Annotated in this window: 22 protein-coding genes and 1 pseudogene; 17 read left to right on the top strand and 6 right to left on the bottom strand. The window is 68.0% G+C overall.

The genetic code is table 11. The features are described from left to right. Positions 1-73 precede the first annotated feature (73 nt). From G3I71_RS17840 to G3I71_RS17820, 5 genes and pseudogenes are all read left to right on the top strand, one after another. Entirely contained in the window at positions 74-1,186 is a 1,113-nt protein-coding gene (locus G3I71_RS17840) for a sugar kinase (RefSeq protein ID WP_164315769.1), read from the top strand. Continuing rightward, the gene (locus G3I71_RS17835) at positions 1,183-1,983 is read left to right on the top strand and encodes an IclR family transcriptional regulator (RefSeq protein WP_164315768.1); all 801 of its coding nucleotides are present in this window, start codon (positions 1,183-1,185) and stop codon (positions 1,981-1,983) included. The genes G3I71_RS17840 and G3I71_RS17835 overlap by 4 nt, the downstream gene beginning before the upstream one ends. Next, the gene (locus G3I71_RS17830; protein ID WP_164315767.1) at positions 1,980-2,393 is read left to right on the top strand and encodes a RidA family protein; all 414 of its coding nucleotides are present in this window, start codon (positions 1,980-1,982) and stop codon (positions 2,391-2,393) included. The genes G3I71_RS17835 and G3I71_RS17830 overlap by 4 nt, the downstream gene beginning before the upstream one ends. A gap of 71 nt (positions 2,394-2,464) precedes the next feature. After that, positions 2,465-2,667 (top strand): annotated as a pseudogene (locus G3I71_RS17825) (GntP family permease); the annotation flags it as partial. Between the two features lie 122 nt (positions 2,668-2,789). Further along, positions 2,790-3,386 carry a hypothetical protein gene (locus G3I71_RS17820; protein WP_164315766.1) on the top strand — a complete coding sequence of 199 codons (597 nt, stop codon included), beginning with the start codon at positions 2,790-2,792 and terminating at the stop codon, positions 3,384-3,386. A gap of 66 nt (positions 3,387-3,452) precedes the next feature. Here G3I71_RS17820 and G3I71_RS17815 read toward each other — a convergent pair whose 3' ends face one another. Next, entirely contained in the window at positions 3,453-4,814 is a 1,362-nt protein-coding gene (locus G3I71_RS17815; RefSeq protein WP_164315765.1) for a M14 family metallopeptidase, read from the bottom strand. A 210-nt stretch (positions 4,815-5,024) separates the two neighbouring features. Here G3I71_RS17815 and G3I71_RS17810 point away from each other — a divergent pair, with 210 nt between their 5' ends. Then, positions 5,025-6,350, top strand: a complete 1,326-nt coding sequence (locus G3I71_RS17810; RefSeq protein WP_164315764.1) for an Nramp family divalent metal transporter — start codon at positions 5,025-5,027, stop codon at positions 6,348-6,350. 41 nt (positions 6,351-6,391) lie between these two features. On the opposite strand, the gene G3I71_RS17805 is transcribed toward G3I71_RS17810, so the two are convergent. Together G3I71_RS17805 and G3I71_RS17800 are read right to left on the bottom strand one after the other, a co-directional pair. Beyond that, positions 6,392-7,693 (bottom strand): hypothetical protein, encoded by a 1,302-nt coding sequence (locus G3I71_RS17805; protein ID WP_164315763.1) that lies wholly within the window; start codon positions 7,691-7,693, stop codon positions 6,392-6,394. Between the two features lie 113 nt (positions 7,694-7,806). Further along, positions 7,807-8,319, bottom strand: coding sequence for a SigE family RNA polymerase sigma factor (locus tag G3I71_RS17800; RefSeq protein ID WP_164315762.1), 513 nt, complete (start codon positions 8,317-8,319; stop codon positions 7,807-7,809). A gap of 144 nt (positions 8,320-8,463) precedes the next feature. Between G3I71_RS17800 and G3I71_RS17795 the strand changes: the two genes are divergently transcribed. Beyond that, a complete protein-coding gene (locus G3I71_RS17795) occupies positions 8,464-8,835 on the top strand; it encodes a hypothetical protein (protein WP_239149195.1) in 372 nt (123 codons plus the stop codon). Here G3I71_RS17795 and G3I71_RS17790 read toward each other — a convergent pair. Continuing rightward, positions 8,808-9,767: a hypothetical protein gene (locus G3I71_RS17790; RefSeq protein ID WP_203730675.1), complete on the bottom strand. Its 960-nt coding sequence runs from the start codon at positions 9,765-9,767 to the stop codon at positions 8,808-8,810. The two genes, G3I71_RS17795 and G3I71_RS17790, sit on opposite strands and share 28 nt — an antisense overlap. 71 nt (positions 9,768-9,838) lie before the next feature. Beyond that, a complete protein-coding gene (locus G3I71_RS17785; RefSeq protein WP_164315761.1) occupies positions 9,839-10,495 on the bottom strand; it encodes a hypothetical protein in 657 nt (218 codons plus the stop codon). 328 nt (positions 10,496-10,823) lie between these two features. On the opposite strand from G3I71_RS17785, the gene G3I71_RS17780 reads away from it, so the two are divergent. From G3I71_RS17780 to G3I71_RS17765, 4 genes are all read left to right on the top strand, one after another. Then, the gene (locus tag G3I71_RS17780) at positions 10,824-15,452 is read left to right on the top strand and encodes a DUF6531 domain-containing protein (RefSeq protein ID WP_164315760.1); all 4,629 of its coding nucleotides are present in this window, start codon (positions 10,824-10,826) and stop codon (positions 15,450-15,452) included. A gap of 21 nt (positions 15,453-15,473) precedes the next feature. Beyond that, positions 15,474-16,217, top strand: a complete 744-nt coding sequence (locus tag G3I71_RS17775; RefSeq protein ID WP_164315759.1) for a hypothetical protein — start codon at positions 15,474-15,476, stop codon at positions 16,215-16,217. A 293-nt stretch (positions 16,218-16,510) separates the two neighbouring features. Then, positions 16,511-17,011: an Imm50 family immunity protein gene (locus tag G3I71_RS17770; RefSeq protein ID WP_164315758.1), complete on the top strand. Its 501-nt coding sequence runs from the start codon at positions 16,511-16,513 to the stop codon at positions 17,009-17,011. Continuing rightward, positions 17,001-17,408 carry an Imm50 family immunity protein gene (locus G3I71_RS17765; protein WP_164315757.1) on the top strand — a complete coding sequence of 136 codons (408 nt, stop codon included), beginning with the start codon at positions 17,001-17,003 and terminating at the stop codon, positions 17,406-17,408. The genes G3I71_RS17770 and G3I71_RS17765 overlap by 11 nt, the downstream gene beginning before the upstream one ends. Before the next feature lie 81 nt (positions 17,409-17,489). On the opposite strand, the gene G3I71_RS17760 is transcribed toward G3I71_RS17765, so the two are convergent. Further along, entirely contained in the window at positions 17,490-17,795 is a 306-nt protein-coding gene (locus tag G3I71_RS17760) for a hypothetical protein (RefSeq protein WP_164315756.1), read from the bottom strand. A 360-nt stretch (positions 17,796-18,155) separates the two neighbouring features. Between G3I71_RS17760 and G3I71_RS17755 the strand changes: the two genes are divergently transcribed. From G3I71_RS17755 to G3I71_RS17730, 6 genes are all read left to right on the top strand, one after another. Continuing rightward, positions 18,156-19,052, top strand: a complete 897-nt coding sequence (locus G3I71_RS17755; RefSeq protein ID WP_343242990.1) for a hypothetical protein — start codon at positions 18,156-18,158, stop codon at positions 19,050-19,052. Between the two features lie 52 nt (positions 19,053-19,104). Beyond that, entirely contained in the window at positions 19,105-19,824 is a 720-nt protein-coding gene (gene cpaB / locus G3I71_RS17750; protein ID WP_164315754.1) for a Flp pilus assembly protein CpaB, read from the top strand. Positions 19,825-19,913: 89 nt separating this feature from the next. Further along, positions 19,914-21,545, top strand: a complete 1,632-nt coding sequence (locus G3I71_RS17745; RefSeq protein ID WP_164315753.1) for an AAA family ATPase — start codon at positions 19,914-19,916, stop codon at positions 21,543-21,545. Beyond that, a complete protein-coding gene (locus tag G3I71_RS17740; RefSeq protein WP_164315752.1) occupies positions 21,542-21,943 on the top strand; it encodes a TadE/TadG family type IV pilus assembly protein in 402 nt (133 codons plus the stop codon). Before G3I71_RS17745 ends, G3I71_RS17740 begins: the two co-directional genes overlap by 4 nt. Before the next feature lie 42 nt (positions 21,944-21,985). Beyond that, positions 21,986-23,332 (top strand): CpaF family protein, encoded by a 1,347-nt coding sequence (locus G3I71_RS17735; protein WP_164315751.1) that lies wholly within the window; start codon positions 21,986-21,988, stop codon positions 23,330-23,332. A 79-nt stretch (positions 23,333-23,411) separates the two neighbouring features. After that, complete coding sequence (locus tag G3I71_RS17730; protein WP_164315750.1) at positions 23,412-24,353, top strand: type II secretion system F family protein; 942 nt, start codon at positions 23,412-23,414, stop codon at positions 24,351-24,353. The last annotated feature ends 10 nt before the right edge of the window (positions 24,354-24,363 follow it).

Genomic DNA, 24,363 nt, shown 5'->3' with positions numbered 1-24,363 from the left:
GTCTAACATCTCGCCAACGCGGGGTCAACGGAGCCGCCGCCTCCCCCCCCATCACCGAGGAGCTACGACGATCGTGACCATCACGGGCTCCCGCAATGCCCTCGACGTGGTGGAGATCGTGGACGTCGTCGCGCTCGGCGAGTCCATGGTCACCTTCCTGCCCTCCCGGCCGGGCCGCCTCGCCGACGTACCGTCCTTCGAGCGTGCCATCGGCGGCGCCGAGTCCAACGTGGCGTGCGCCCTCGCCGCCGCCGGTCACTCCGCCCGCTGGATCAGCCGCGTCGGCGACGACGGCTTCGGCGACCACCTGGTTGAGGCGATCGGGTCGTACGGCGTGGACGTGGCGTCCGTACGGCGTGATCCGGCGCGTCCGACGGGTGTGTACTTCCGTACGGCGGGGGACCGGGCGACCGGCGCGCACGAGGTGGCGTACTACCGGGCCGGGTCGGCGGCCTCGGTGCTGTCGGCGGAGAACGTGGACCTGGCGGCGGCGCGCGCGGGGCGGGTGCTGCATCTGTCCGGGATCACGGCGGCCCTGTCCGGTGACTGTCTCGACCTCCTGTGGGAGCTGACCGAGGCCCGGCCGGGGCGGCCGCTCGTCTCCTTCGACGTGAACTTCCGCGAGGGGCTGTGGGCGGACGTGGACGGCCCGCGAGTCCTCCTCGACCTGGCGCGCCGGGCCGACCTCGTCTTCGTCGGCGCCGACGAGGCGGAGGCCGCGTGGGGGCTGTGTGGCGCGGGCGATATCGCGGAGGCGCTGCCCGAGCCGGGGCTCGTCGTCGTCAAACAGGGCAGGGGTGGGGCCGTCGCCTTCGACAGGGACCCCGACGGGCTGAGTGGATTGGGTGGACTGGCCAGGCCGGCCGGGCTGGAGGACGCCGACTGTGTCTCCACCCACGTCCGGGCGCCCCACGTCGACGTCGTCGCGGCCGTGGGCGCCGGCGACGCCTTCGCCGCCGGGTTCCTCTCCGCCACCCTCAGGGGTCTCCCCGTACGGGACCGCATCCGGCACGGCCACCTCATGGCCGCCGCCTCCCTCACCGCCCCCGGCGACCTCGCCGCACCGCCCGCCCGCGACCACGCCGACCGGCTGGCCGCTCTCGACAGCGCGGCGTGGGGGACACTTCGACTCGGCCCCGGCTGGACGCAAGCCGCGCAGGCCCCCGAGGAGGTACGCACCCCATGAGCCAGACCGTCGACCGCGCGCTGAGCATCCTGCCGTTGCTCGCCGAGGGCCCCGCCGACCTCGGCCGGGTCGCCGACCGGCTCGGCGTCCACAAGTCCACCGCCCTGCGGCTGCTGCGCACCCTGCACGAGCACGGACTCGTCTACCGCCAGTCCGACCAGCGCTACCGCCTCGGCGCCCGCCTCTTCGCGCTCGCCCAGGAAGCCGTCGAGAACCTCGACATCCGGGAGATCGCCCACCCCCACCTCGTACGCCTCAACGAGCAGTGCGGGCACACCGTCCACCTCGCCGTGCACGAGGAGGGCGAGGTCCTCTACATCGACAAGGTCGAGAGCCGCTACCCGGTGCGCATGTACTCGCGGATCGGCAAGCCCGTCGCCATCACCGTCGCCGCCGTCGCCAAGCTGCTCCTCGCCGATCTGCCGGAGCCCGAGCGGCGTGCCGTCGCCGACAAGTTCGACTACCCCATGTACACCTCCCGCTCCACCCCCAACGCCCCTGCTTTCCTGCGGGAGTTGGAGAAGGTGCGCGACCAGGGCTGGGCCACCGACCTCGGGGGTCACGAGGAGTCCATCAACTGCGTCGCGGCCCCCATCAGCGGTACCGACGGACGCTTGGTCGCCGCCATGTCCGTCTCCGCCCCCAACGTCGTCGTCACCGCCGACGAACTCCTCACCCTGCTCCCGCTGGTCCGCCGTACGGCGGATGCCATCAGCGGCGAGTACTCCGGCAGGACCTCCACCCTCACGCCCACCCCTACGCCCACACCCACGCTCGCGAAGGAGAACGGTTCGTGACAGACAAGATCGCCCTCGTCCCCAAGACCCACACCGCCCCGCCCGCCAGGTTCTCCCACGGCGTGAAGAAGGGGAACATCCTCCAGGTCGCAGGTCAGGTCGGCTTCCTGCCCGCCGTCGAGGGACAGCCCCCCACGCCCGCCGGCCCGACCCTGGCCGAACAGACCCTCCAGACCCTCGCCAACGTCAAGGCGATCCTGGAGGAGGGCGGAGCGAGCTGGGACGACGTGATGATGATCCGCGTCTACCTCACGGACGTGGACCACTTCGCCGAGATGAACGGCATCTACAACACCTACTTCGCGGAGCAGGCCCTCACCGCGCCCCCGGCCGCCCGCACCACGGTGTACGTCGGTCTGCCCGCCGGGCTCCTGATCGAGATCGACGCGCTGGCGGTACTGGACAGCTGAGTCCCACACCGGTGGCCCCTCAGGGGCGCGGGGCCGTGTCCGATCTGCGGCTCCGCCGCGTGGGCGCGACGTCCACCGCGTCCCTCGAGCCGGTCGGCAGCATCCCGCCCGTGGTCGGCGCCGGCGGGGTCTTCGGCGCGATCCTCAAGGCCGGCGGGGTCGCGCGGACACTCTCCAGGCACTCTCCGACACCTTCGACGACATCGGCCTGCCGGTGATCGTCCTCGCGTGTCCGATCTCCGTGGTGCCGTGCGTCGCCCAGGGTCCGGCGACGGGGTTCGCGGTGGCGGCCGTACTGAGCCTGTTCGTGCAGATCCAGTGATCTCTTCGGATCTCTCCGGATCTCTGTGGCCCCTGCTGTCCCATGACACAGCAATGTCCGCCATACTTCGGCCTGTGGAGCAGCGCATAGGTTCGAGCAGCAAGCCCCTGGAAACCGCCGCGGTCGACCCTGCGGCCATCCCCGGGCTCACTTCACCCGTGCCGGCCGAGCCGGAGGACGGGGGTCCGGACCCGGTGAAGGATGCCGAGGTGGAGGAAGTCGCCCCGGAAGACGCCACCCCGGCGCCGGAAGGGGAAGCGGAGGCAGAGGCGGAGACCCCCGAGGTCGATGGCCCCGCCTTCGAGGCGTCCGACCGCCGGGCGAAGATCATCGCCGACCACAGGGGCGTACGGCTCTACCTGGACGACCAGGAGTGCGAGTTCCGCTGGGACGAGATCGGGGCCGTGGAGACGGAGACGTCCCGCTTCGGCAAGCGGTTCACGGTGACGATCCACACCCCGGACCGCCGCTGGTACCCGGTCGAGATCGAAGCGAAGGTGAAGTCCCAGCACCAGGAGTGGGAAACGGAGCTGGACGCGGTCCTGGACACCTACTTCGAGGACGCCGAAGCCGAGGACGAAGCCACGGACGCGGCTACGGCCACGGACGCGGACGAATCCGAGGCCGAGGTTTCCGAGGCCGAGGTCGAGGTCGAGAAGAGCGCCCCTTAGGGGGCGCGGGGAACTGCGCGGCCGGTCCCAAGCCGACCCGCAGCTCCCCACCACCTCAGATGCCCGTCAGGCGCAGTACTGCGCCTGCTTCCCGATGGACCGGTACATGCAGTCGGAGTTCTCCAGCAGCTGCAGCACCGCGTCCCGGTTACGGGCCGTCTCCCGGGCGATCACCTCGTCGGGCGGATAGAAGCCGCCACCCGAGCTGGACGTCGGATACATCTCGAAGGTGTACGCGAAGATCTTCTGACTGCCCCAGAGGTAGTCGTCGATCGAGCCGTCCGTGATGTACAGGTCGCTCGACTGCTCGGGCGTGTAGCCGTTGCTCGCGGCCATCTTCCCGCCGACCGTGGCGAAGGCGTCCCGGTCGTCCTGGGTCATGCCCGTCGTGGTGTTGGCGGTCGTGTACCCGAAGGGCCACAGCACCAGTTCGCTGTACGTGTGGAAGTCGATGCCCGTCCTGATCTGCTGGACGCCGCCGACGACCCGGCTGCGGACGAAGTTGGCGACCACCTTGACCTCGGGCGCGGACTCGGGGGCCGTACCCCGGTAGGTCTCCGAGGACGTCGAGCCGGAGGAACCGCCGCAGCAGCCCCACTGGTAGTTCCAGTTGCGGTTCATGTCGGTACCGACGTTCGACGAACCGCTGTTGGGCTGACGGTTCTTGCGCCACGAACGGTACGAGCCGGTCGCGATGTCGTACTCGCCGCCGTCCGGGTTGAGGTCCGGGACGATCCAGATCTCACGGGAGTCGATCATCGCCTTGACCCGGGAGTCGGTGGCGTAGGTGGACGTCAGATTGCGCAGCAGGTAGAGCGCCATCTCGACGGTGAGGTGCTCACGGGCGTGCTGGTGGTGGGTGAACAGCACCTCGGGCTCGGCCTCGTCGGTACCGACGTTGTCGCTGAGCTTGATGGCGACGATGTTCCGGCCCGAGTACGAGGTACCGATGACCCGCTGGCTGGCGATGGAGGAGTTGGCCGAGACGAGGGAGTTGATCTCCGTCGTCATCTCCGCGTAGTTGTGATAGGTGGAGTCGGCCGTGGGGAAGTCGAGCAGACGTACGTCGTCGGCGCTGCTGGAGCGGTCGGGGGCCGAGCCCAACAGGGTTATCTCGTAACCGCGTTGGGCGAGTTTTCTGGCCTGCTCGGCGCGGCCGGAGACCACGACCCTCTCCTCGTCGGCCTCGTCCACGGTCACACCCGACGCCATGATGTCGGTGCGGACGTCGGACGTCGAGTTCGCGAAGTTGATCTCGTACTGGCGGATGTCGTCCGCCGAGGCCGCCGGGCGCTTGGCGCTGGTCGCGGTGGCGTCGTCGGGTGTGGTGGAGGTGAGGCCGACGGCGAGGGCGAGGGACAGCAGGCCGACAGCGGCGGCGGACCGTCTGCCGCCTCGGGCACCTGAGCCTCGGATACGAAGTCGCATGAAGTCTCCTGATTTCTCCGGGAGTTCCGGGGTCTCCGGAAGCTGGGGGAGTGGAGCGGGGGGTGGTTCTTCGGTGCGACGGACTGATGCGGGTGTGGCGCCATCGTCCGGCTATGACATGGCCAGGTCAAGAGCGCCTAAAAGGGTGATGGCGTGAACCGGCTGACGCCCTCTTGTGCGCTCCGGCCTCTTTGCGCTTTCTTTGCGCACATGGCGGACACCACAGGGAACACCACGGAAACAGGGGCCACAGACGCCCCAGGCCCCAACTCAACTCCCCGTAAGTCCAGTTGGAAGTACATCGGCCCGGGGATCGTCGTCGCGGCGACCGGCGTCGGCGCCGGCGACCTGGTGGCGACGCTCATCGCCGGCAGCAACTTCGGCTACACCCTCCTGTGGGCCGCCGTACTCGGCTGCCTGGTCAAGATCTCCCTCGCCGAGGCGGCCGGCCGCTGGCACCTCTCCACCGGCCGTACCCTCTTCGACGGCTGGGCCAGCCTCGGCCGCTGGACGACGTACTTCTTCGTCGCGTACGTCGTGATCTGGGGCTTCGTCTACGGCGCGGCGGCGATGTCGTCGAGCGCGCTGCCGCTCCAGGCGCTGTTCCCGGACGTCATGGACCTCAAGGCGTGGGCGGTCCTGTGCGGGTTGTCCGGCCTGGTCTTCGTCTGGTTCAACAAGTACGAGGTCTTCGAGAAGGTCATGACCGTGCTGGTGGGCGTGATGTTCGTCGTCACGGTCTACCTGGCGATCCGGGTCACCCCGAACCTCGGGGACGCCTTCGCCGGCCTGCTGCCCGTCCTCCCCGACGAGAAGGACTCGATCCTCAACACGCTGGGCCTGGTCGGCGGCGTGGGCGGCACCATCACCCTTGCGGCGTACGGCTACTGGGTCAACGCGAAGGGCTGGACGAACACCGGCTGGATGAAGGTGATGCGCCTCGACAACCGCGTCGCGTACGTGACGACGGGCATCTTCGTGGTGTCGATGCTGTTCGTGGGCGCGGAGTTGCTGCATTCGGCCAATGTGTCGATCGCGAGCGGCGACAAGGGCCTGATCCAGCTGAGCGACATCCTGGAGGACAAGTACGGCACGGCGACCGCGAAATTCTTCCTGATCGGCTTCTTCGCCACCTCCTACACCTCACTGATCGGCGTCTGGCACGGCGTGAGCCTGATGTTCGCGGACTTCGTGGAACGCTTCCGCGGAACTCGGACGACGGGCGAGGAGGTCGCCTCGGGCGCCCGCGAACGATCGTGGCCGTTCCGGGCCTACCTGCTGTGGCTGACCTTCCCGCCCATCGTCCTGCTCTTCCAGGGCCAGCCCTTCCGCCTGATCATCCTGTACGGAGTCCTGGGCGCGGCCTTCCTCCCCTTCCTGGCCGGCACCCTGCTGGTCCTGCTCAACTCCTCCCGCACACCCGCCGAATGGCGCAACCGGCTGCTGAGCAACGCGATGCTGGTGATCGCGGGCCTGCTGTTCCTGGTGCTCTGCGTGAAACAGATCTGGGACCAGCCGTGGTCGGAGTTCTTCTGATCCCCTCGCCCATCCAGCGCCCAGAGCCCTTTGACGCAGGCTCAGTTCGGGGGCGGTGGCAGCAGCCCCGGCCACTTCGAGTCGGTGGCGATCGCCTTGAGCTGGTCGAGGGTGAGGGCGGGATTCTCCCGGGTCGGGCCGGTGATCTGGCTGGCGGAGTTGAAGGCGCTGACGACCACCCGCAGACCGTCGGGCCAGATGGCGTCGGCGGTCCGCATCACGAGCCCCTTGCCCTTGTCGTCGCCGGCGCCCTGACGGACGACGACCTTGATGCCGTCGGGCAGAGTCACGGCGCCCGAGCCCGCGCCGAAGAGCTCGCCCTCGACGTCACCCATGTTGGGCTGCACATTGATCTGGACGAAGCTCTTGCCCTTGCCGTCGTCGACGACGACATAGCCGAACTCGGTCCCCTCGCCGCTCTTGGCGACCACCACGAGGTGGTTCGGGAGCAGGTCGGTGAGTGTGGCCACGATGCTGCCGCTGTCGACCCCCGGAGTCTGGCTCGGCGCCGACGGGGTCTCTGTCGCCGGGTCCGGGGGAATGGCGTTGACAACCCTGAGCCACGCCGGGTCGGTGACGAAGGTCTTCAACTGGCTGCTGGACATCGGAGGTTCGGGACGGCTGATGGGCGAGCCCTTCTGGGCGGCGGCGTTCCACTCGGTCACCGACACGGACGCTCCGTCGGCTGTGAGGAGGGTCGCCGTCCACATCTTCGTGTCCACGCGGCGGTCCGGATACTCGTACCCCTTGACGATCTTGAGCAGTGCGCCGCCGGGCAGCGTAGTCCTCGTACAGTCGTCGTACGGGGTGAACGCGGAGTCCGGGCACTCGGTCGCCTGCCGGGCCTGCACGCTCCCCGGCTCGAATCGGTTGAAGCCGACGGCCAGGGCCGAGGCGCCCTTCCCGTCGTCGTACACGGCATACACAGACGGCCCTCGTTCCGAGTTGGTGCCACGCGCCAACTCCTCGCTGTACTTCCCCTCGGGAAGCAACTCCTTGAGGGTGCTGAGCAGTTGGGCACCGGAGACGGGGGACGGAGCGGCGGTCGGAGTGGGAGTGCTGCTGGCGTCGCCGGGTCCGACTGTCGTCCCACCGGCCCCCACAGCCCGCTGTCCGGTCCCGTCGCCGCCCCAGGGCGCGACCAGCGCGCCGCCCACCCCCACCAGCGCGATCGCGGCGGCGCCGCTCACGACAGCGGTCCGGCGGCGCATTCGGAGCCGGCGCCCTCGGGACTCACCGCCGGCGACGAGGGCGGCACGATCGGCGTCGAAGGCACCGCCGGCGTTGCGCAGGGCGGCGCCGAGTCGGTCCTCGAACTGGTCGTCTCGATGTTCAACGGGCATGGGGAACCACCACTTCTGCTGTGTAAGGGAGTCGCGTACCGGAACGGAGAGAGGAGCGAGGCGGGACGAGGGAGGGCGCGGGAGCAGGGAGAGGGGGAGAAGGAGGGCGGACGTCAGCGGGTCGCGTACTCACTGAGTTCTTCGCCGAGGAGCGCGCGCAGCCGGGCGAGTGCACGGACACAACGGCTGCGTACGGCGGCCGAGCTGACGTTCATCGCGCTCGCCGTCTCCTCGATGGAACGGTCCTCCCAGTAGCGCAGGACGACCACCGCCCGGTCTTTGGGCGGGAGTTGGGCCAGCGCCTCGATGAGGGTGAGCCGCATGGTCACGTCGGCTCCGGCGGAGAGGGCGGGCAGCTCGGGCAGCACGTGGGTGGCCCGCTCGGTACTGCTGCGACGCCGCAGATGCGTGAGAAAGGTGCGGGTGAGCACGGTCTGCGCGTACCCCGCGGGGTTGCTCGCCCGGGAGACGCGCCCCCAGTTGACGTACAACCGCCCGAGCGTCTCCTGCACCAGGTCCTCGGCGAGGTATGTGTCCCCGGCGGTGAGCAGACACGCGGAGCGGTACAGATGCCCCGCGCGCGCCACCGCGAACTCCGCGTACTCGTCCGCGCGGACCTTTCTCATACGTTCCCCCTGTTGCCTGCTGCGCCGCGCTCAGGTCGTGGGCGCGTGGTGTGTACACACCTCATTGACGCGATGGGCAGGGGGAAATGTTGCAGGGATACGGGTGCTGATTCAGAGGATCTGAGGATCAGGTGTTCAGAGGAGGTGGTCGGCTTTCCCCGCCTTTATGTCGAGGATGAGCGTCCTCGGCACCGGCTACTCGCCGCGACGGCATGCCAGTTCACGGAGTCCCTGGACTTCTACCCGGCCCTCCGCTGTCGCGCCGTAACACTCCGAGTGATCGTCTACGACAGCCACCCGCCCCAAACCCGGCCGAACCTCGCGGCAGCGTGTGACACCCGCCGCCGAGCCTCCCTGCGGGTCCTGGCCCGCGAGGGTGACTGGGGCTTCGGCGCGTCCCGCGAACCGGGCGGCGGGACGCGCATGTGGGCGACGCTGCCGCGAGAGGCGGCGGCGAAGTACGGGTTGGCGCCGACCGGAGAGTCGGCTCAGCGGTTGACGGCCTGGATCTCCTGAACGACGACGGCCTGCTCGGCCCCGAACTCACCGTCGGGCAGGGGCTGCGGGTTGTTGACACCCGTACCGGTCCAGTGGATCTTCCAGGTGATGGTGGCGCGGAGGGGGTAGGTCCCGTCGCCGGAGGAGCGCAGGTACTTCACACCGCAGGGCGGGGTCTGGTTGGCCTTCCCGGTGGCGTACGGCTCCCCGATACGCCCGTTGACGAACGTGCAGACGCCGGACGCGGGGTAGACCTGCGCGTCGGCGGTACCGGGCTCGATCCTGAGAGAGACGGGTTCGGCGACGGTGGTGGCCGTCATCCCCAGAACCGGAACGGACGCGGTCACGGAGACGGGCTTGAACTGCGCCGCGTCCAGCCAGGCCCAGGTGGGAAGGTTCACTTTGGTGGGGCCGGCGGGGGCGAGGGTGACCTTGGTGGAGGGGACGCGGATCTCGTTGTAGGCGAGTCCGGCGAGAATTGCCGGGGTGATGACGTTGTCGATGTCGGCGGGCGGGGCGTCGCCGGTGTCGACCCAGAAGTAGTCTTCCTTGCAGGAGTCCCAGCCCGGCGGGAAGGACTTGTTGACGTACGAGCCCCACCAGTAGCCGTCGCCGGCCTTGTCCTTGTTGAAGTCCTTCGTGTGGTCGTCCTCGTTGAGGTACTTCTTCCGCTGCTCGGTATCCCACTCGTTCCCCGTCGACCCCGCCTCCCAGACCGGCACCTTGACCTTCTCGAGCTCTTCGGGGCTGTACGTCGGGGCATACCAGCAAGCGGGCGGCGTCCAGCCACTTGTCGCGGCGACGGGACCGGCCGACTGCCCGGACCCGTTCTTGGAACGGTCGTAGACGACGGCTCCGGCGGTCGCGGTGAGCGCGTCGCCGTCGAGTCCACCTGAAGGGCCCGGGCCGTTGCCGACTGACCCTCCGCTAGGAGGAGTCTTGTTCGCCATGGCGGACGGGGCCACGGACACGCAGATAGCTCCTGCGACCAGCACGGTTATGGCAAGTCTGACGATTCGCGTCACGGCTGGCACCCGTCAGCTCCACGGGTGGACTGAATTTTCAAGGTTTCCCACACGCCATCCTTGTTCTTCTGAACTTGGACGCCGTAGGCGACATAACTGTCTTTGCTGACAGGCGTCTTCTTGATCTCGTTGGTCTTGATGACTTTGCTGAAGCCCTTGCTCTCATCGGCGCAGTAGGTCAGCGAAGCGCTTTCCTTGGAACTGATGGTGACCTGGCGGTCGAAGTAACGCACGGTGCCGGTAACCGTCCACTTGGCATCCGTGAACGCCTTCACCCACTGCTGGGCAGCCACGGCCCCTTCGCCCTCCGTGTAGAACTCCAGGGCGGGAAGTCGAGGATTCTGGGCGACGATGGCTGCGTCGAGTGCACGGATCATCTCGGCGTTGTCCTTGAGGACGGCGTCCTTGACGGCGTCACCGGTCCCCTCCGGCGTGAAGGTGTACGCCAGATCGGACGGCAGCTCGATCTTGGGCCGGTCGGCTGAGGCGGCGGAGGCGGACGCCGTCGGCGATGCCGGGGTCTCGCTACCGGTGTCGGCCCCGGCGATCTTGTCGTTGTCCTTCGATCCGCTGTCGTCGCCGCCACAGGCAGTCAACAGCAGGGCAGCGGACGCGACGAGCGCGGCAGCAACGGGCAAAGAGCGGCGCTTCAAGGTGGACTCCCCGTGAGACAGAAGTGCTGGCAAAGTCAAGACGGTATCGGTGGGCCCGGTGGTTCCGCCAGGCGACCAAGGTTGCGCTGTGGCAACGGCAAAGGACTGGTCGCCATACATGCCCCTTCGGCTCGACGGTCAGGCCCCGCACCTGACACCTCCACAAGTGGACGTGATCTTCACCTCCCTCTGCGCCGCACAGCATGACCTACATCGCTTCTGATCAGTTCCTTGCCCCTTCCGAACTTCCCGTCGAATACCTGTGCGCAGTAAGTTCGCGTGTGCGTACGACTGTTGTCGTTGAGGTTCGGGTGACGGGGGTTGCGGGATGGCGGGGTACCGGCCGGCGGACTGGCACGTGCTGGACCTGGACAAGGATCCGACCCCGGGTGATCCGGACCGCGTCCGCCAACTGGCTCGTACGTTGCATGACTTCGCGGATGATGTCGCGGACGGGTTGCGGTTGATCAAGGGGATGGCGTCGGAGAACGAGACGCTGGAGTGGGCGGGCAAGACCGCTGAGGTGTTCCAGGACGAGTTCTCGGACGTGCCCAAGAATCTGAAGAAGCTGAAGAAGTCGTACGACCTGTGCGGTGACGCGCTGGTGGACTACTGGCCGAAGTTGGAGCGGGCGCAGGCGCTGGCGGACAGGGCGTTGGTGAAGGGGCGGGCGGCGCAGGCGGATCTGTCGTCGGCCAAGTCCCGTCTGTCCTCCGCTGATTCGTGGATGACGCGGGCCACGAAGGAGTCGGCCAAGTACAAGGACGATCCGACGGGCAGTAAGACCGCCGAGAAGCCGGACGAGGCGAAGGTCCGGGCTGCCACGCGGGACGCCCAGCATGCCAAGTCGGCCCAGAGCAGCGCCCAGTCGGACGTGGACGGTGCGCAGTCCGCTCTCGACGCGGCGAAGAAGATGGCTGAGGACGCGCGCAGGATGCGTGAGGACGCGGCGGGTGAGGCGAAGCGGAGGATCGACGAGGCGTCGGATGCCGGTATCCAGAACCGGAGTTGGTGGGAGGACGTCGGGGACTGGTTCGTCGACAACTGGGACACCATCGTCGCCGTGTGCAAGATCGTCGTCGCTGTCGTCGGGGTCGTCGCGATGATCATCGGGGGGCCGATTCTCGCGGCGATTGTGGTCGTGGCCGCGCTGGTCGTCCTTGCCGACACCCTCTACAAGTACTCCAAGGGGCAAGCGTCCCTGTGGGATGTGGGTTTCGCCGCGCTGGACTGCATACCTGGCGGCAAGGGCCTTACCACGGTCGGCAGGCTCGCCAAAGGCATGAAGTCGCTGGGCAAGGGCGGCCTCAAGGCCATGGCCAAGGGACTGGGGAGACGAGGCCTGCGTAAGGAGGCGGACAACGCCGTTGCCAAGGGGAAGCCGGCCGGCGGGCGGTGCAAGAACGGCGATCCGGTCGACATGGTCTCCGGCGAGATGCTGATGACGGCGACGGATGTACTGCTTCCCGGCATACTGCGACTGGCCGTGGCCCGGACGCATGTCTCCACGTATCGCTCGGGACGCTGGTTCGGCCCCTCGTGGACCTCCACGCTCGACCAACGGCTCGAACTCGACGACGAGGGCGTGCTGTTCGCCACGGCGGACGGCATGGTCCTGGTCTATCCGCCCCCGCAGGGCGACAGCGAGGTCCTGCCGAAGGAAGGGCCACGCTGGCCACTGTCGTTCGACGAAGAGCAGTCGGGTGGCATGAGGGTCACCGACCCCGTGTCGGGCATCACCCGGCTCTTCGCTCCGGTGGAGAGCGCCGATCACGACACCGCGTTCACTTTGCCCATCCGGGCGGTGTGGGACCGCAACGGAAACCGTATCGACTTCGAGTACGCCGCGGACGGAGCCCCGCTCGCTCTGCGTCACTCCGGTGGTTACCACGTGGCTGTCGACTCGGTCGACGCCCGGGTCACGGCGCTACGACTGCTCGATCCCGGCAACAGCCCGACACCGCTGGCACGTTACGGCTACGAGAACGGTCGCCTGACCGAGATCCTCAACTCCAGCGACCTGCCGTATCAGCTCACCTACGACGCGGACGACCGCATCACGTCCTGGACCGACCGCACGGGCTCCTGGTACCGCTACACCTACGACGAGGCCCATCGCGTCATCCGTGGCGAGGGTATCGAGGGCATCCTCGACTGCACCATCGCCTACGAAGCCGAGGACCGCAGCACGCGATACACCGACTCCCTCGGCCGCACCACCACGTACCGGCACAACGAACGGCTCCAACTCGTCTCGGTGACCAACGCGCTGGGGCAGAACGTCAGTAACGAGTGGGACCGTTTCGACCGCCTCCTCTCCCGGACCGACGCATTGGGGCGTACCACCCGCTACGGCTACGACCCGGCGGGGAATCTCACCACGGTCGTCCGCCCCGACGGTGCCGTGACCGAGGCCGAGTACGACGAACTGCGGCGACTGGTACGGGCGGTGACCCCTGGCGGAGCGGAGTGGCGCCACGCGTACGACAGCAGGGGCAACCATGTCGCCACCACTACCCCAACAGGGGCGAATGCCCGCTACGAGTACGACCGCCACGGCGGCCTCACCGCCGTCATCGACGCGGTCGGTCGGATCAGCAGAGCGCGGTGCGACGCGACGGGGTTGCCCGTCGAGTTCACCGACGCGCGAGGTGCTGTCAGCCGGATCCAGCGGGACGCCTTGGGCCAGGTCAGCAGCTTCACAGATGGGCGGGGACGCGTCACGCATCGGCGCACGACGGTCGAGGGCCGCATGGTGTGGCGCCGGACGCCGGACGGCTCTGAGGAGCACTGGGTGTGGGATGCGGAGGGCCACCTGGTGGCCCAGACCGACAGCCTGGGGCGTACGACCACGTTCGAGGTCGGCCCGTTCGGTCAGGTCGCGGCTCGCGGGCTGTCCGACGGGACTGCCCACTCCTTCACCTACGACACCGAACTCAATCTGGTCGAGGTGACGGCCCCCCAGGACAACGCCTGGCGGTACTGGTACGACGCGGCGAACCGCCTTGTGTCCGAGACCGACTTCGGCGGGCGCTCGCTCACCTACGAACTGGACGCCGTAGGCCTGCTCGCGTCCCGTGCCAATGGCGCCGGAGAAGCGGTCTCGTTCCACCGCGACGTTCTCGGCCGCACGGTCGAGACACGGTACGACGGTGTCTCGGTCAGCTGCACGTACGACGCCGATGGCCGCCCCACCCTGGAAGCCGGTCCCGACGCCACCGTTGAGCGTACCTACAGCGTGGACGGTCTCCTGCTGTCGGAGAGCATCGACGGCAGGACGACGACGTTCGCGTACGACACGCTCGGACGGCGCATCACGCGGCGCACTCCCACGGGGATCGAGTCCACGTGGACGTACGACGACACGGAACGCTCCGCCGTACTCGAAGCGGACGGCCGCCGTATCGAGTTCGACTTCGACGACAGTGATCGCGAGACGAGCCGTACTCTGCCCGGGGGTGTCCGGCTCAGCCAGTCCTGGGACGACGCGAGCAGGCTCGCCGCCCAGACGCTCACACGGGCCTCGGCCTCCAACGGCGAGGAAGCGCCGCTTCAGCAGCGCACCTATCTGTACCGCCCGGACGGCGCACTCTCCGCAGTCGACGAACTCACCACCGGGACACGTCACTTCACCCTCGACGTCAGGGGCAGGGCTACCGCCGTGGACGCGCGAGGGTGGCAGGAGGGTTACCAGTACGACGAGCTGGGGAACGTGACCCGGGCCTTGAGCCCCGTTGTCGAGGACGGCGACAGGAACCGATCCTTCGTGGGGACCCGGATCCAGCACACCGGGCGTACCCGCTACGAACGGGACGCGGAGGGACGGATCGTCCGCACGGTACGGCGGCTGCTCAATGGACAGCGGCGGATCCGGTCATACACCTGGAACAGCCGGAGCCGACTCGTCGGCACGACCACCCCGGACGGAGTCAGTTGGCGGTACCGGTACGACCCCACGGGCCGCCGGGTGGCCAAGCAGCGGCTGACCGAGAACGGATCCGTCGATGACGAGATCCTCTTCGTGTGGGACGGCACCCGTCTCGTCGAGCAGATCACGCGGGACGGCTCGGCCACGACGTGGGACTACATACCCGGCACCCATCAGCCGGTCACCCAGCTCGACCGGGCGGCGCCCGAACGGGACGCACGCTTCCATGCGATCGTCACCGATCTCTCCGGCGCCCCCGCAGAACTCGTCTCGGCCGACGGTGAGGTGGTCTGGCAGCAGCGGACGACCCTCTGGGGCAGTCGTCTGCCCGACAACCTGCAGACCGGCGGCACCGACCAGGTCGACTGTCCGCTGAGGTTCCCCGGACAGTACGCCGACGACGAGACCGGCTGGCACTACAACTTCCTGCGCCACTACGACCCGCTCACGGGGCAGTACGCCAGCCCTGACCCTCTCGGCCTCGCACCCGCCGCGAACGACAGCGCGTACGTCCCCAACCCGTACCGGTGGAGTGACCCGCTCGGACTGCACTGGCAGGACCCGGGCAACGGCATGCGGTTCGGGCGGGACCCGGATCTCCCCGAGGGGGATCGTGCGTACACACGGGACAACCAGTACCCGTCGGGCTACCGAACGCCCACCCACGACTACATGGTCGAGAACTACACCGACGAGGGCAGGGCGATCAGTGGGGTGCCGCGCGACGACGACGGCCTGCGGATCCCACGGGACCAGCTGACGTGGCGCAACGGAAACGACGAAATGATCTGGAACCCCCGAGCCAACAACCCCGAGCCGTTCCACCGTACGGTGACCTACGAACACCTGGACCCCGTGGTCCAGCACTGGAACCGGGAAGGCCGATTCTCCGACCGCCCCACACGCAACGACTTCTACAACAACACGGACCACCTGGAACCGATGGAGTGGAGTGAGAACTCCAGGGGTGGCGGGCGGATGACGGACACGTTCAGCCAGGATGTCGGAGACGGATACTCATGCAGCTGATCACGTGATCACGGAGGACTGATGGACGTTCGCGCCGTAGTGACGAGCTTCCGAGGCGCGGAGCCGCTTCCCGGTCTGCCCGACAGCTGGCACTGGTCGCCGGCTCCCGGAATCGACTTCGCGGGGGCGCTGTCCGCCGACGGTAAGCGGCTGCTCCAACTGAGCGGCCGCAAATCCTACGACCGGAACCTCGCCGTAAGCACCCTCCGTTTCGCCCGGGACCACGAGGACGCGCTCTTCGCCCGTAATCCCTTTCTGGGCTCGCGCGACGGCTTCGAACCGCCAGCCGGCCATCGCTTTGACGCGGTTGTGGGTATCGCGCCCGAGGTCCACCGCTTCTACCGCGTGGAGAACCCGGACCTGACCCCGCACGTCCGGCTGACTTTTCCCGCGTACTCCTGCGAGTTCTCCGGCGACGAAACGCTGGACGAGGCCGTCACCAGGTACCGCATGCTGCGCCTGAACCATCTCGGCCGCGAACCTCTCCCCTTCCTGAAGATGCGGTACGCCAACACGCGGACCCGCGGCAAGAGCACAAACCCGGGACGGGGCTTCACAGAGCCGGTGCGGCTCGTGGAGGAGCTTCGGCTGATGGAGGACGGAACCGGTAGCTTTGTCGAGTTCGAGAACCGGCACGGCGATGTATGGCGTGCCGAATGGCACGGCGCCTGGTTCGTCGCCGATTGGAACACCCAGAACGGCACACCGCGGGAGACTGGGCTCGACGAACTTGTCGAGTTCGCCACCGCGAAACTGTACGTGTGAGAGACCGGCGCCCCTGCCGGTGGAGGGTCGAAGCGCTGCCCGAAGGGGATCAGCGTGCGGCCTCTGCGGATTCTGGCTGGAACATGACGCCGATGACCAATCTGGGCCAGCATCCGTCCTTGAACGATGCACCGAAACCGTGGGGGGTCAGTTGCCGTACGGCGCGCCTGGCGAAGATCTCTCCGAGTGGGAAGTGAGGCCGGCTCCTCCCGCGCACTCACTATTTTGGACGATCAGAACGTGATACGCAGCAGCTCCCGCTGCTGCGTAACAGCTACGGGTGAAGGTCGAGTATGACGACCGTTGAGAGTTTTCTTGTGAATCCAGAAACACTCTATTCGCTCTATAGCCACGTCCCGGATCTCGTTGACGTCAGGATCAGATCGATCAATCTGAACTGGCGCGGGCCCACGGTAACGCTCCGCGTCGACCTGCCCTCCTTTCCCGGTTCGGCACCACAGGAGTGGACCGACGCGGGTATGGACACGGTGCAGTGCCAACTTCAGTTCCTGGCAGTGGAGAACATCTCCCTCACCGACTGGGATCCGCCATCCGTCGGCTGCGTCGAGATGTCGTCATGGGGCAGGGAGAGTCGTATGCGGGTAGTCGCCGACGGCCGAGGGGTAGCGCTCCGATTCGACTGCAGTGAGTCCGTGCGCGTTGGCCACGTGAGCGCATTCCAAATTCACGTCGACGGATCGGACAACGGAACGCATCTCTTCGTGAGCAAGATAGACGCCCGACGGCACACCTTCCTTCCCCCGACCAATGAGAAGACGTTCTATGAGCGCTGACTGGTCGCGGCTCCTTGCATCTCCCGAATACCTGGGGAAGCTGTACGACGGCGCCCCGCCCCCGACTGGCGCGTGCGACCTCTTTTACGTGCACATCGACGAACGGGAGGACTCGGTGACTCTGGGTTTCGATACCAGGGTCTTCCCGGTGAATCTGCTCCCGGAGTGGAGGGGAAAGAACTTCAATGCCTTCGAGTTCCACCTGTTCTTCACTGGGGTGACCGGTGTACGGGTCACGGGCTGGGGGGCTTCTGAAGCCAAGGTGATCGATCTGACCGTCCGCGATCGAGGACACCTCGATGTGGCCCTCGGCTCCGAGGCTTCCGGTCTCGCGTTCCGTGCTGCATCGGTCCGTCTTGCCGGAACGCGCGCCTATCTCGCTACGGGCAACCCCTGAAATCGAGGGAAAGCACCCATGGTGGCGGCAACGGGCCGCGCAGGCCCGCTGTCGCCGTTTGGCTAGCCCGAAGGCTGGATGTCAGCCCCCGTCGGCCACAGGCGAAGCAGGTGAAGCCGGAGAAGTCGAAGAAACCGAAGAAGCAGACGGAGCCGCAGCAGCCTGGGCGGCTCTCTTGGTTGCCTGCCGAGATCTCAGCTCCCCTCTGAGGATGAACCCCCGGAGGACAGCGATGCCGAGAAACACGACGCCGAAGCCGAATCTGGCCCACCCTCCGGCCTGGATGGTCCAGTAGAAGCAGGCGCCGCTGAAGAAGAGGCAGATGGAGATGGCCAGGGGTTCGCGGATGTAGAAGGGCAGGACGCGGAGTATCAGGCTGATCAGCATCCGCGCAGTGGATCAGGTGCGAACCCCTCACGCTGTGATGGAGGCCACAATTCCGGAGATGAGGTTTACGCGCGAAGTTGTCGAAGTTGTCGAATGTGTGAAGAATCTTGGCAGATCCGGCTTCGAAAGGTGCATCGGCTCCGACGGGTGTGGCCCGTCAACTGGCCTCCACGGCACCCGACTTGTGGCATATTCGCCTCACTCTCCGTCGATCAAGCTCCACCTTCCGTTAGTTGATCTAGAAGATTCGCTGTTGAGCGGGCCATGCCGTGGATAAGGTGCTGATGCAAGAGGACGTCACAGGGGCGATCTGAGGCGGTGGCCGACCACCCCGCCGCAGTGAACGGGGTGGTGTGCAGCGTGCCGACCGCGATAGCCGTCACCAGTTCCGACCTGGTGCTCCCACCGCATGACCGGCAGACCCCGCCCGCCGCCGTCCCGTCTCTCGACACCCTCGACGGCGCCCTCATGGGGATGCACACGCTCATCGAGCAGCACGGTTACGTCATCGCCCTCTACCCGGCGTCCACGGACCCGGCCGTCACCCGGCGGCTGCACACCGTGCGTTCCGTCCTGGAGAGCGACCGTATCGCGCTGCTCGCCGTCGATCTGCCGCCCCTCGGAGTCGCTCTCCTCGCCCAGCAGTTGAGGCAGCTCTCCATGTGCGACTTCAGCCCGGGGGTGCTCGCCTCCTCCGCCCGGCTGCTCGCCCACTACATCTACGCCGGCGCCCACCTCGGCTCCGTCACCAAGCTCGACCGGGTGCCCGTCTCCCTCAAGTCGCACGCCAAGTCCTGGGTGCCGGGCGCGCAGTTCGCCGTACTGGCCAATCCGCGAGCCCAGCTCGTGCGGGTCGGACAGGAAGAGCTGACCGGCCCCGAGTTCGGGACGCGGCTGCTCGTCGCGCAGGGGCAGCCGCCCTCCGACTGGGTCACCTCGACCCTCGCACCCGCCTGGCGAGTGCAGGGAGTCGCCCCGGTTCCGCTGCCCGCGGAGTCGGCGCGCTGGTGGGGGACGGGGAAGATCGTCGAGTTCGCGGCCGGGCTGCACGAGGTCTCCGTGCTCTACCAACTGGTCTCCTCCGTACGCCGCGAGGAGTGTCATTGGTGCGGCCTCGAACTCATCGGCGACCGCTGCGGATTCTGCGCCGCCCCACTCGTGTCGCCTTCGGAGCTTCCCGTGGCCCTCGGGCGGGCAGGAACCCCGGCAGGAGCATCAGGAACACCAGTACGAGAACTGCCCCGAGGTACGACGTAAGAGACGTAGCAGACGTGTCCGTCCCCATTCCCCGATCGAGGTTGTCCGCGTCATGAACTCACGCCAGCGCCGCGGCGTCATCCTGCTGGTCCTCTCGATCCTGTGCGCCATCGGCGCCTTCGTCGGAGTGCTCTCGGTGATCCGCGACGTGAACTCCAAGGTCGGCCCGGAGGTGACGGCGTATCGCCTCAAGAGCGACGTCGCACCCTACAAGGAGCTCACGGCCGACCAGTTCGAGAAGATCTCCATGCCGAAGCGGTGGTTGTCGGAGACCGCCGTCACGCGCGTCTCCCAGATCCGCGGCAAGGTCGCGGTGACCCGGCTGGAGAAGGGGTCCCTGCTGCAGACCGACATGATCGTCGACCGGCCCGAACTGGCCGCCGGTGAGCAGGAGATCGCGATCCTGATCGACGCGTCGACCGGTGTGGCCGGAAAGATCAACCCGGGGTCGCTCGTCAACATCTACGCCACCTTCGAGTCCAAGGACAGCGAGAAGGGTGTCGACGAGGTCAAGCTGCTCGTGACGAACGCGCGCGTCATCGACGTCGGCAAGCTCACCGCCCTCGAACCGGGGCAGTCGGCCAACGAACGCCAGCGTACGGCGAGGGAGGCCGTCCCGATCACCTTCGCGCTCAAGACGCCGGAGGCCCAACGCGTCGCATACGCCGAGTCGTTCGCCGAACACGTCCGCCTGTCCCTGGTCGCGGGCGGCGAACTGACGGCCGTCCCCGATGCCGCCGACCGTACGTACACCCTCAACAAGGACAAGTAGGAGGCGGGCATGAGGTCCGTACGTACGAAGCCGCAGCCCCGGCGACGGTCGCAGCCGAAGCCGCAGCCGCGCCTTCCGAGGGCGCGCCGATGACCATCCGCGTCCTCGCCGCCACCGCCGACATCGAGTCCGCCCGCGCCCTGAGCACCCTCCTCAGCAGGCTCCCCGAGGCCGAACCCGCCCCGCCCGTCGCCGACTCGACCGCGCTGCTCGACACCCTGGCCCGGATGGCCGCCGAATCCCTCGACGAGCTGCCGGAAGTCGTCCTCGTGCACGAGCGGATAGGGCCCGTCCCGGCCCTCGACCTCGTACGCGACCTCGTGATGCGGTTCCCGGCCGTCGGCGTCGTTCTCATCACCGCCGACCCCAGCACCGGTGTCCTCACCGCCGCGATGGACTCGGGCGCCCGAGGCATCGTCCAACTGCCCCTCGGCTACGAGGCCTTGGCGGAACGCGTAATGGCAGCGGCGGCCTGGTCGTCGGGTATGCGGCGCCATCTCGGCAGCACGGCACCGGAGTTGTACGCCGGACCGGGCGGTACGGTCGTCACCGTGACCGGCGCCAAGGGCGGCGTCGGCGCCACCGTCACGGCCGTCCAACTCGCCCTCGCCGCAAGGGCGTCGGGCCACACCGTCGCCCTCCTCGACCTGGACCTCCAGTCGGGGGACGTGGCCTCCTACCTGGACGTCCAGTTCCGCAGGTCGATCGCCGACCTGGCCGCCATCACGGACATCAACCCGCGCGTCCTCCAGGACGCCGTCTTCATCCACGACAGCGGTATCGGCCTGCTCCTCGCCCCCGCCGAGGGCGAACGCGGCGAGGAGGTCACCGACAGGGTGACCCGCCAGGTCGTCGCCGCCCTGCGCTCCCGCCACGACGTCGTGATCGTCGACTGCGGCGCCCGGATGGACTCGGCCACGGCAGCCGCCGTCGAGATGGCCGACCACGCCCTGCTCCTCGTCACCCCGGACGTCATCGCCGTACGCGCCGCCAAACGCATGGTCCGCCTCTGGGACCGTCTCCAGATCCGCAAGGCCGAGGAGACCCTGACGGTCGTCAACCGGCAGTCCAAGGGTACGGAGATCCAGCCCTCCCTCGTGGAGAAGGTCACCGGCACCAAGGTCGCCCGCGCGACGATTCCCGCCGCGTTCAAGGAACTTCAGGGCGTTGTGGACGCCGGACGGCTCCAGGACCTGGACGCCCGGTCGACGGTCAAGCAGGCACTCTGGTCGCTGGCCGGGGAGTTGGGGCTGGTCGTCGTCCAGGAAGGGGGCGGCGGCAAGCGACGTAAGTCGTCATCGTCGGCAGACCGGGGCGCGACGGCCCTGCGCCGGCGAGGAGAACGCGGCGACCGAGGGGCCGTGACCCTCGAATTCGCGGGCATGTTCCCGCTGTTGCTCGTCGTGATGAGCATCCTGTGGCAGTGCGTGCTGTACGGCTACACGTACTCGTTGGTCGGCAACGCGGCGGACGAGGCGGCTCGCGCGGCCACCGCGGCGTACGCCCTCGACCCCGGCGGCTACGCGGGAGCCTGCGAGAGCGCGGGCGGCGAGCACCTCCCCGGCGCCTGGAACGGTGCCGCCATCAGCTGCGGTCCCGACGGCGAGGTCATGAAGGCCACCGTCCGCGCCCAAGTACCGCTGTTCTTCCCTGGCTTCGACGTCAACTGGACGGTGACCGGCGAGGCGGGGGCGGCGCTGGAAGGGGACGAGGACGGATGAGGACGAGGAGCCTTCGGGGCCGTCTTGCGAACCGGGTCCGGGATGAGAGGGAGAGGGGCCGGGACCGGGGTTCCTCCATCCTGGAGTTCACCGGGTTCCTCCCGATCCTCATCATCATCGGCCTGGCCTGCATCCAGCTCGGCCTGATCGGCTACGGCATCAACCAGGCCGGTACGGGCGCCCGCGCGGCGGCCCGGGCGGCCTCCCTCGACGGCGACGGGGTGGCGGCGGGCACCGCCTCCGTCAGCGACTGGCTCGATCCGGACGTGGACGCGCCACTGGGCGCGGGCGACACGACCACAGCCACCGTGACCGTCCATGTCCCCGCGATCATCCCGATCTTCGACGAGTGGGACGTACAACGCTCCGCCACCATGCCCAACGACGAAGACAACTGACCGTGAACCGGCCATCAACGGAGAGGAGTTGAGACAGAGACCATGAGCCTGCGCTCCCGCATGGCCTCCGCCGACGACAACGGCAGTGGAACCGCGCGCGAGGACGGCCACCTCGTCGCCGTCTACCGTGCCAAGCTCCTCGAAGAGATCGACCTCGCGGAGATGTCCAGCCTCGCGGCGGAGGAACGCCGCGTCCGGCTGGAACGCGTCCTCGGCCACATCATCAGCCGCGAGGGCCCGGTCCTCTCCTCCGCCGAACGCTCCCAGCTCATCCGGCGGGTGGTCGACGAAGCCCTCGGCCTGGGCGTCCTCGAACCGCTCCTCGCCGACGCGTCGATCACCGAGATCATGGTCAACGGCCCCGACTCGATCTTCGTGGAACGAGCGGGCCGCGTCGAACAGCTCCCCATGCGCTTCGCGTCGAGCGAGCAGCTGATGCAGACCATCGAGCGGATCGTCTCCACGGTCAACAGGCGGGTGGACGAGTCGAATCCGATGGTCGACGCCCGCCTGCCCACCGGCGAACGCGTCAACGTCATCATCCCGCCGCTCTCCCTCACCGGCCCGACGCTCACGATCCGCCGCTTCCCCCGCGCTTACACACTGCCGGAGTTGATCGGCCTCGGCTCGCTGGACGAGCAGATGCTGATGCTCCTCGCCGCGTTCGTCCGGGCCCGCTTCAACGTCATCGTCAGCGGCGGCACGGGCACCGGCAAGACGACGCTCCTCAACGCGCTCTCCGGCCTGGTCCCCTCCCACGAGCGCATCATCACCATCGAGGACTCGGCCGAACTCCAGCTCCAGCAGGAGCACGTGATCCGCCTCGAATCCCGCCCGCCGAACGTGGAGGGCAAGGGGCAGATCACCATCCGCGACCTGGTCCGCAACTCCCTGCGCATGCGCCCCGACCGCATCATCGTCGGTGAGGTCCGAGGCGGTGAGACCCTCGACATGCTCCAGGCGATGTCCACGGGCCACGACGGTTCCCTGGCCACCGTCCACGCCAACTCGGCCGAGGACGCGCTGATGCGCCTGCAGACCCTGGGCTCGATGTCCGAAGTCATGATCCCCTTCGAGGCGTTGAAGGACCAGATCAACTCGGCGGTCGACGTGGTCGTCCAACTCGCCCGCCACGTCGACGGATCCCGCCGGATCGCCGAGATCGCCCTGCTGGTCTCCCACGGCCGCGAACAGTTCCGCATCGTGACCGTCTCCCGTTACGTCACCCGCCCGACCGGCCCCGACCGGGTCGCCCAGGGCTACTTCGAACACCTCCCGGTGCCCCGCCCGGTCGCCGAGAAGCTGTACCTGGCGAACGAATCGCTGCCCCCGGCGTTCGGCGTGGCCGAGGTGCTCGACGTACTGGACACAAGGCAGGCGATCGGATGACGACTCGGACGAACACGCGGACCACTACGCGTAGTTGTACGCGTACAACTACGAGGACGACTGTGCGGGGCGAGCAGCCATGAACAACTCGGTCCCGCTGGCGTTGGGCGCCACCATGCTGTGCGGCACACTCGCCGTCGCGGGCGTGCACACATACGCCGCCGGCCGCGCCCAGCGCCAGGCACTCGAAGACCGCCTCTCCGGCGGCGGCGCGCTGCACACGGCGACAGGCCGCGTACGCCGGTTCGCGTCCGTCGACCGCAGGCTGCGCCGCACCCGCCTCGGCCGCACGATCCACCTCCGCCTCTCGGCGACCGGACTGGACCTGACAGCGGGCGAGTTCTTCACGTACGTCGCCGCATTGGGTGTCGCGCTGTGGCTGCTGGCAGCCGCCGTACTGGCGCCGTTCTTCGGCCCGATCGCCGCGCTGGTGACTGTCTGGGGCGCGGCGATCTTCCTCAACTGGCAGCGCCAGAAACGTATCGAGGCGTTCATCAACCAACTCCCGGACGTGGCCCGCCTGCTCGCCAACGCCACGGCGGCCGGCCTCGCCCTGCGTACGTCACTGGCGATGGCGGCGGAAGAACTGGAGGCCCCGGCGGGCGAGGAACTGGCCCGGGTCGCCGACCAGTTGACCATGGGCCGGACGGTCGACGACGCGCTCGGGGAGCTGGCGGAACGCCTCCCCTCCCGCGAACTGGTCGTACTCGTAACGACATTGGTGCTTGCCAACAAGGCGGGCGGCTCGGTGGTCAGCTCACTGCGCAACCTCACCCAGACCCTGGAGGACCGCAAGGAGACGCGCCGAGAGGTCCGCACGATGCTGTCGGAGGTCAACGCGACGGCCTTCACGGTCCCTTGCCTGGGCCTCGGCTCCCTCCTCCTCATCAACTCCTCGAACGAGGGCGCGCTGGAGAAGGTGACCGGCTCCGGCCTCGGCCAGGGCCTGATCCTCCTCTCCCTGGGCCTGTACACGGTCGGTTTCTTCGTCATCCGCCGCCTGGGCAAGATCGAAGTCTGAGGGGAGTGAG

Origin of the sequence: Streptomyces sp. SID12501, from assembly GCF_010550245.1 — a bacterium.
In the GTDB taxonomy this organism is placed as follows: domain Bacteria; phylum Actinomycetota; class Actinomycetes; order Streptomycetales; family Streptomycetaceae; genus Streptomyces.
The sequence above is the reverse complement of the archived record's forward strand: the minus strand, read 5'-3'. Positions and strand labels throughout refer to the sequence as shown.

What these genes read in the sequence shown, in the direction of transcription:
- cpaB (WP_164315754.1), top strand. Translation starts at nt 19,105, where the DNA reads ATGAACTCACGCCAGCGCCGCGGCGTCATCCTGCTGGTCCTCTCGATC.
- G3I71_RS17740 (WP_164315752.1), top strand. Translation starts at nt 21,542, where the DNA reads ATGAGGACGAGGAGCCTTCGGGGCCGTCTTGCGAACCGGGTCCGGGAT.
- G3I71_RS17760 (WP_164315756.1), bottom strand. Translation starts at nt 17,795, where the DNA reads ATGCTGATCAGCCTGATACTCCGCGTCCTGCCCTTCTACATCCGCGAA.
- G3I71_RS17790 (WP_203730675.1), bottom strand. Translation starts at nt 9,767, where the DNA reads ATGGCGAACAAGACTCCTCCTAGCGGAGGGTCAGTCGGCAACGGCCCG.
- G3I71_RS17780 (WP_164315760.1), top strand. Translation starts at nt 10,824, where the DNA reads ATGGCGGGGTACCGGCCGGCGGACTGGCACGTGCTGGACCTGGACAAG.
- G3I71_RS17835 (WP_164315768.1), top strand. Translation starts at nt 1,183, where the DNA reads ATGAGCCAGACCGTCGACCGCGCGCTGAGCATCCTGCCGTTGCTCGCC.
- G3I71_RS17815 (WP_164315765.1), bottom strand. Translation starts at nt 4,814, where the DNA reads ATGCGACTTCGTATCCGAGGCTCAGGTGCCCGAGGCGGCAGACGGTCC.
- G3I71_RS17775 (WP_164315759.1), top strand. Translation starts at nt 15,474, where the DNA reads ATGGACGTTCGCGCCGTAGTGACGAGCTTCCGAGGCGCGGAGCCGCTT.
- G3I71_RS17745 (WP_164315753.1), top strand. Translation starts at nt 19,914, where the DNA reads ATGACCATCCGCGTCCTCGCCGCCACCGCCGACATCGAGTCCGCCCGC.
- G3I71_RS17800 (WP_164315762.1), bottom strand. Translation starts at nt 8,319, where the DNA reads ATGAGAAAGGTCCGCGCGGACGAGTACGCGGAGTTCGCGGTGGCGCGC.
- G3I71_RS17730 (WP_164315750.1), top strand. Translation starts at nt 23,412, where the DNA reads ATGAACAACTCGGTCCCGCTGGCGTTGGGCGCCACCATGCTGTGCGGC.
- G3I71_RS17770 (WP_164315758.1), top strand. Translation starts at nt 16,511, where the DNA reads ATGACGACCGTTGAGAGTTTTCTTGTGAATCCAGAAACACTCTATTCG.
- G3I71_RS17810 (WP_164315764.1), top strand. Translation starts at nt 5,025, where the DNA reads ATGGCGGACACCACAGGGAACACCACGGAAACAGGGGCCACAGACGCC.
- G3I71_RS17735 (WP_164315751.1), top strand. Translation starts at nt 21,986, where the DNA reads ATGAGCCTGCGCTCCCGCATGGCCTCCGCCGACGACAACGGCAGTGGA.
- G3I71_RS17805 (WP_164315763.1), bottom strand. Translation starts at nt 7,693, where the DNA reads ATGCCCGTTGAACATCGAGACGACCAGTTCGAGGACCGACTCGGCGCC.
- G3I71_RS17765 (WP_164315757.1), top strand. Translation starts at nt 17,001, where the DNA reads ATGAGCGCTGACTGGTCGCGGCTCCTTGCATCTCCCGAATACCTGGGG.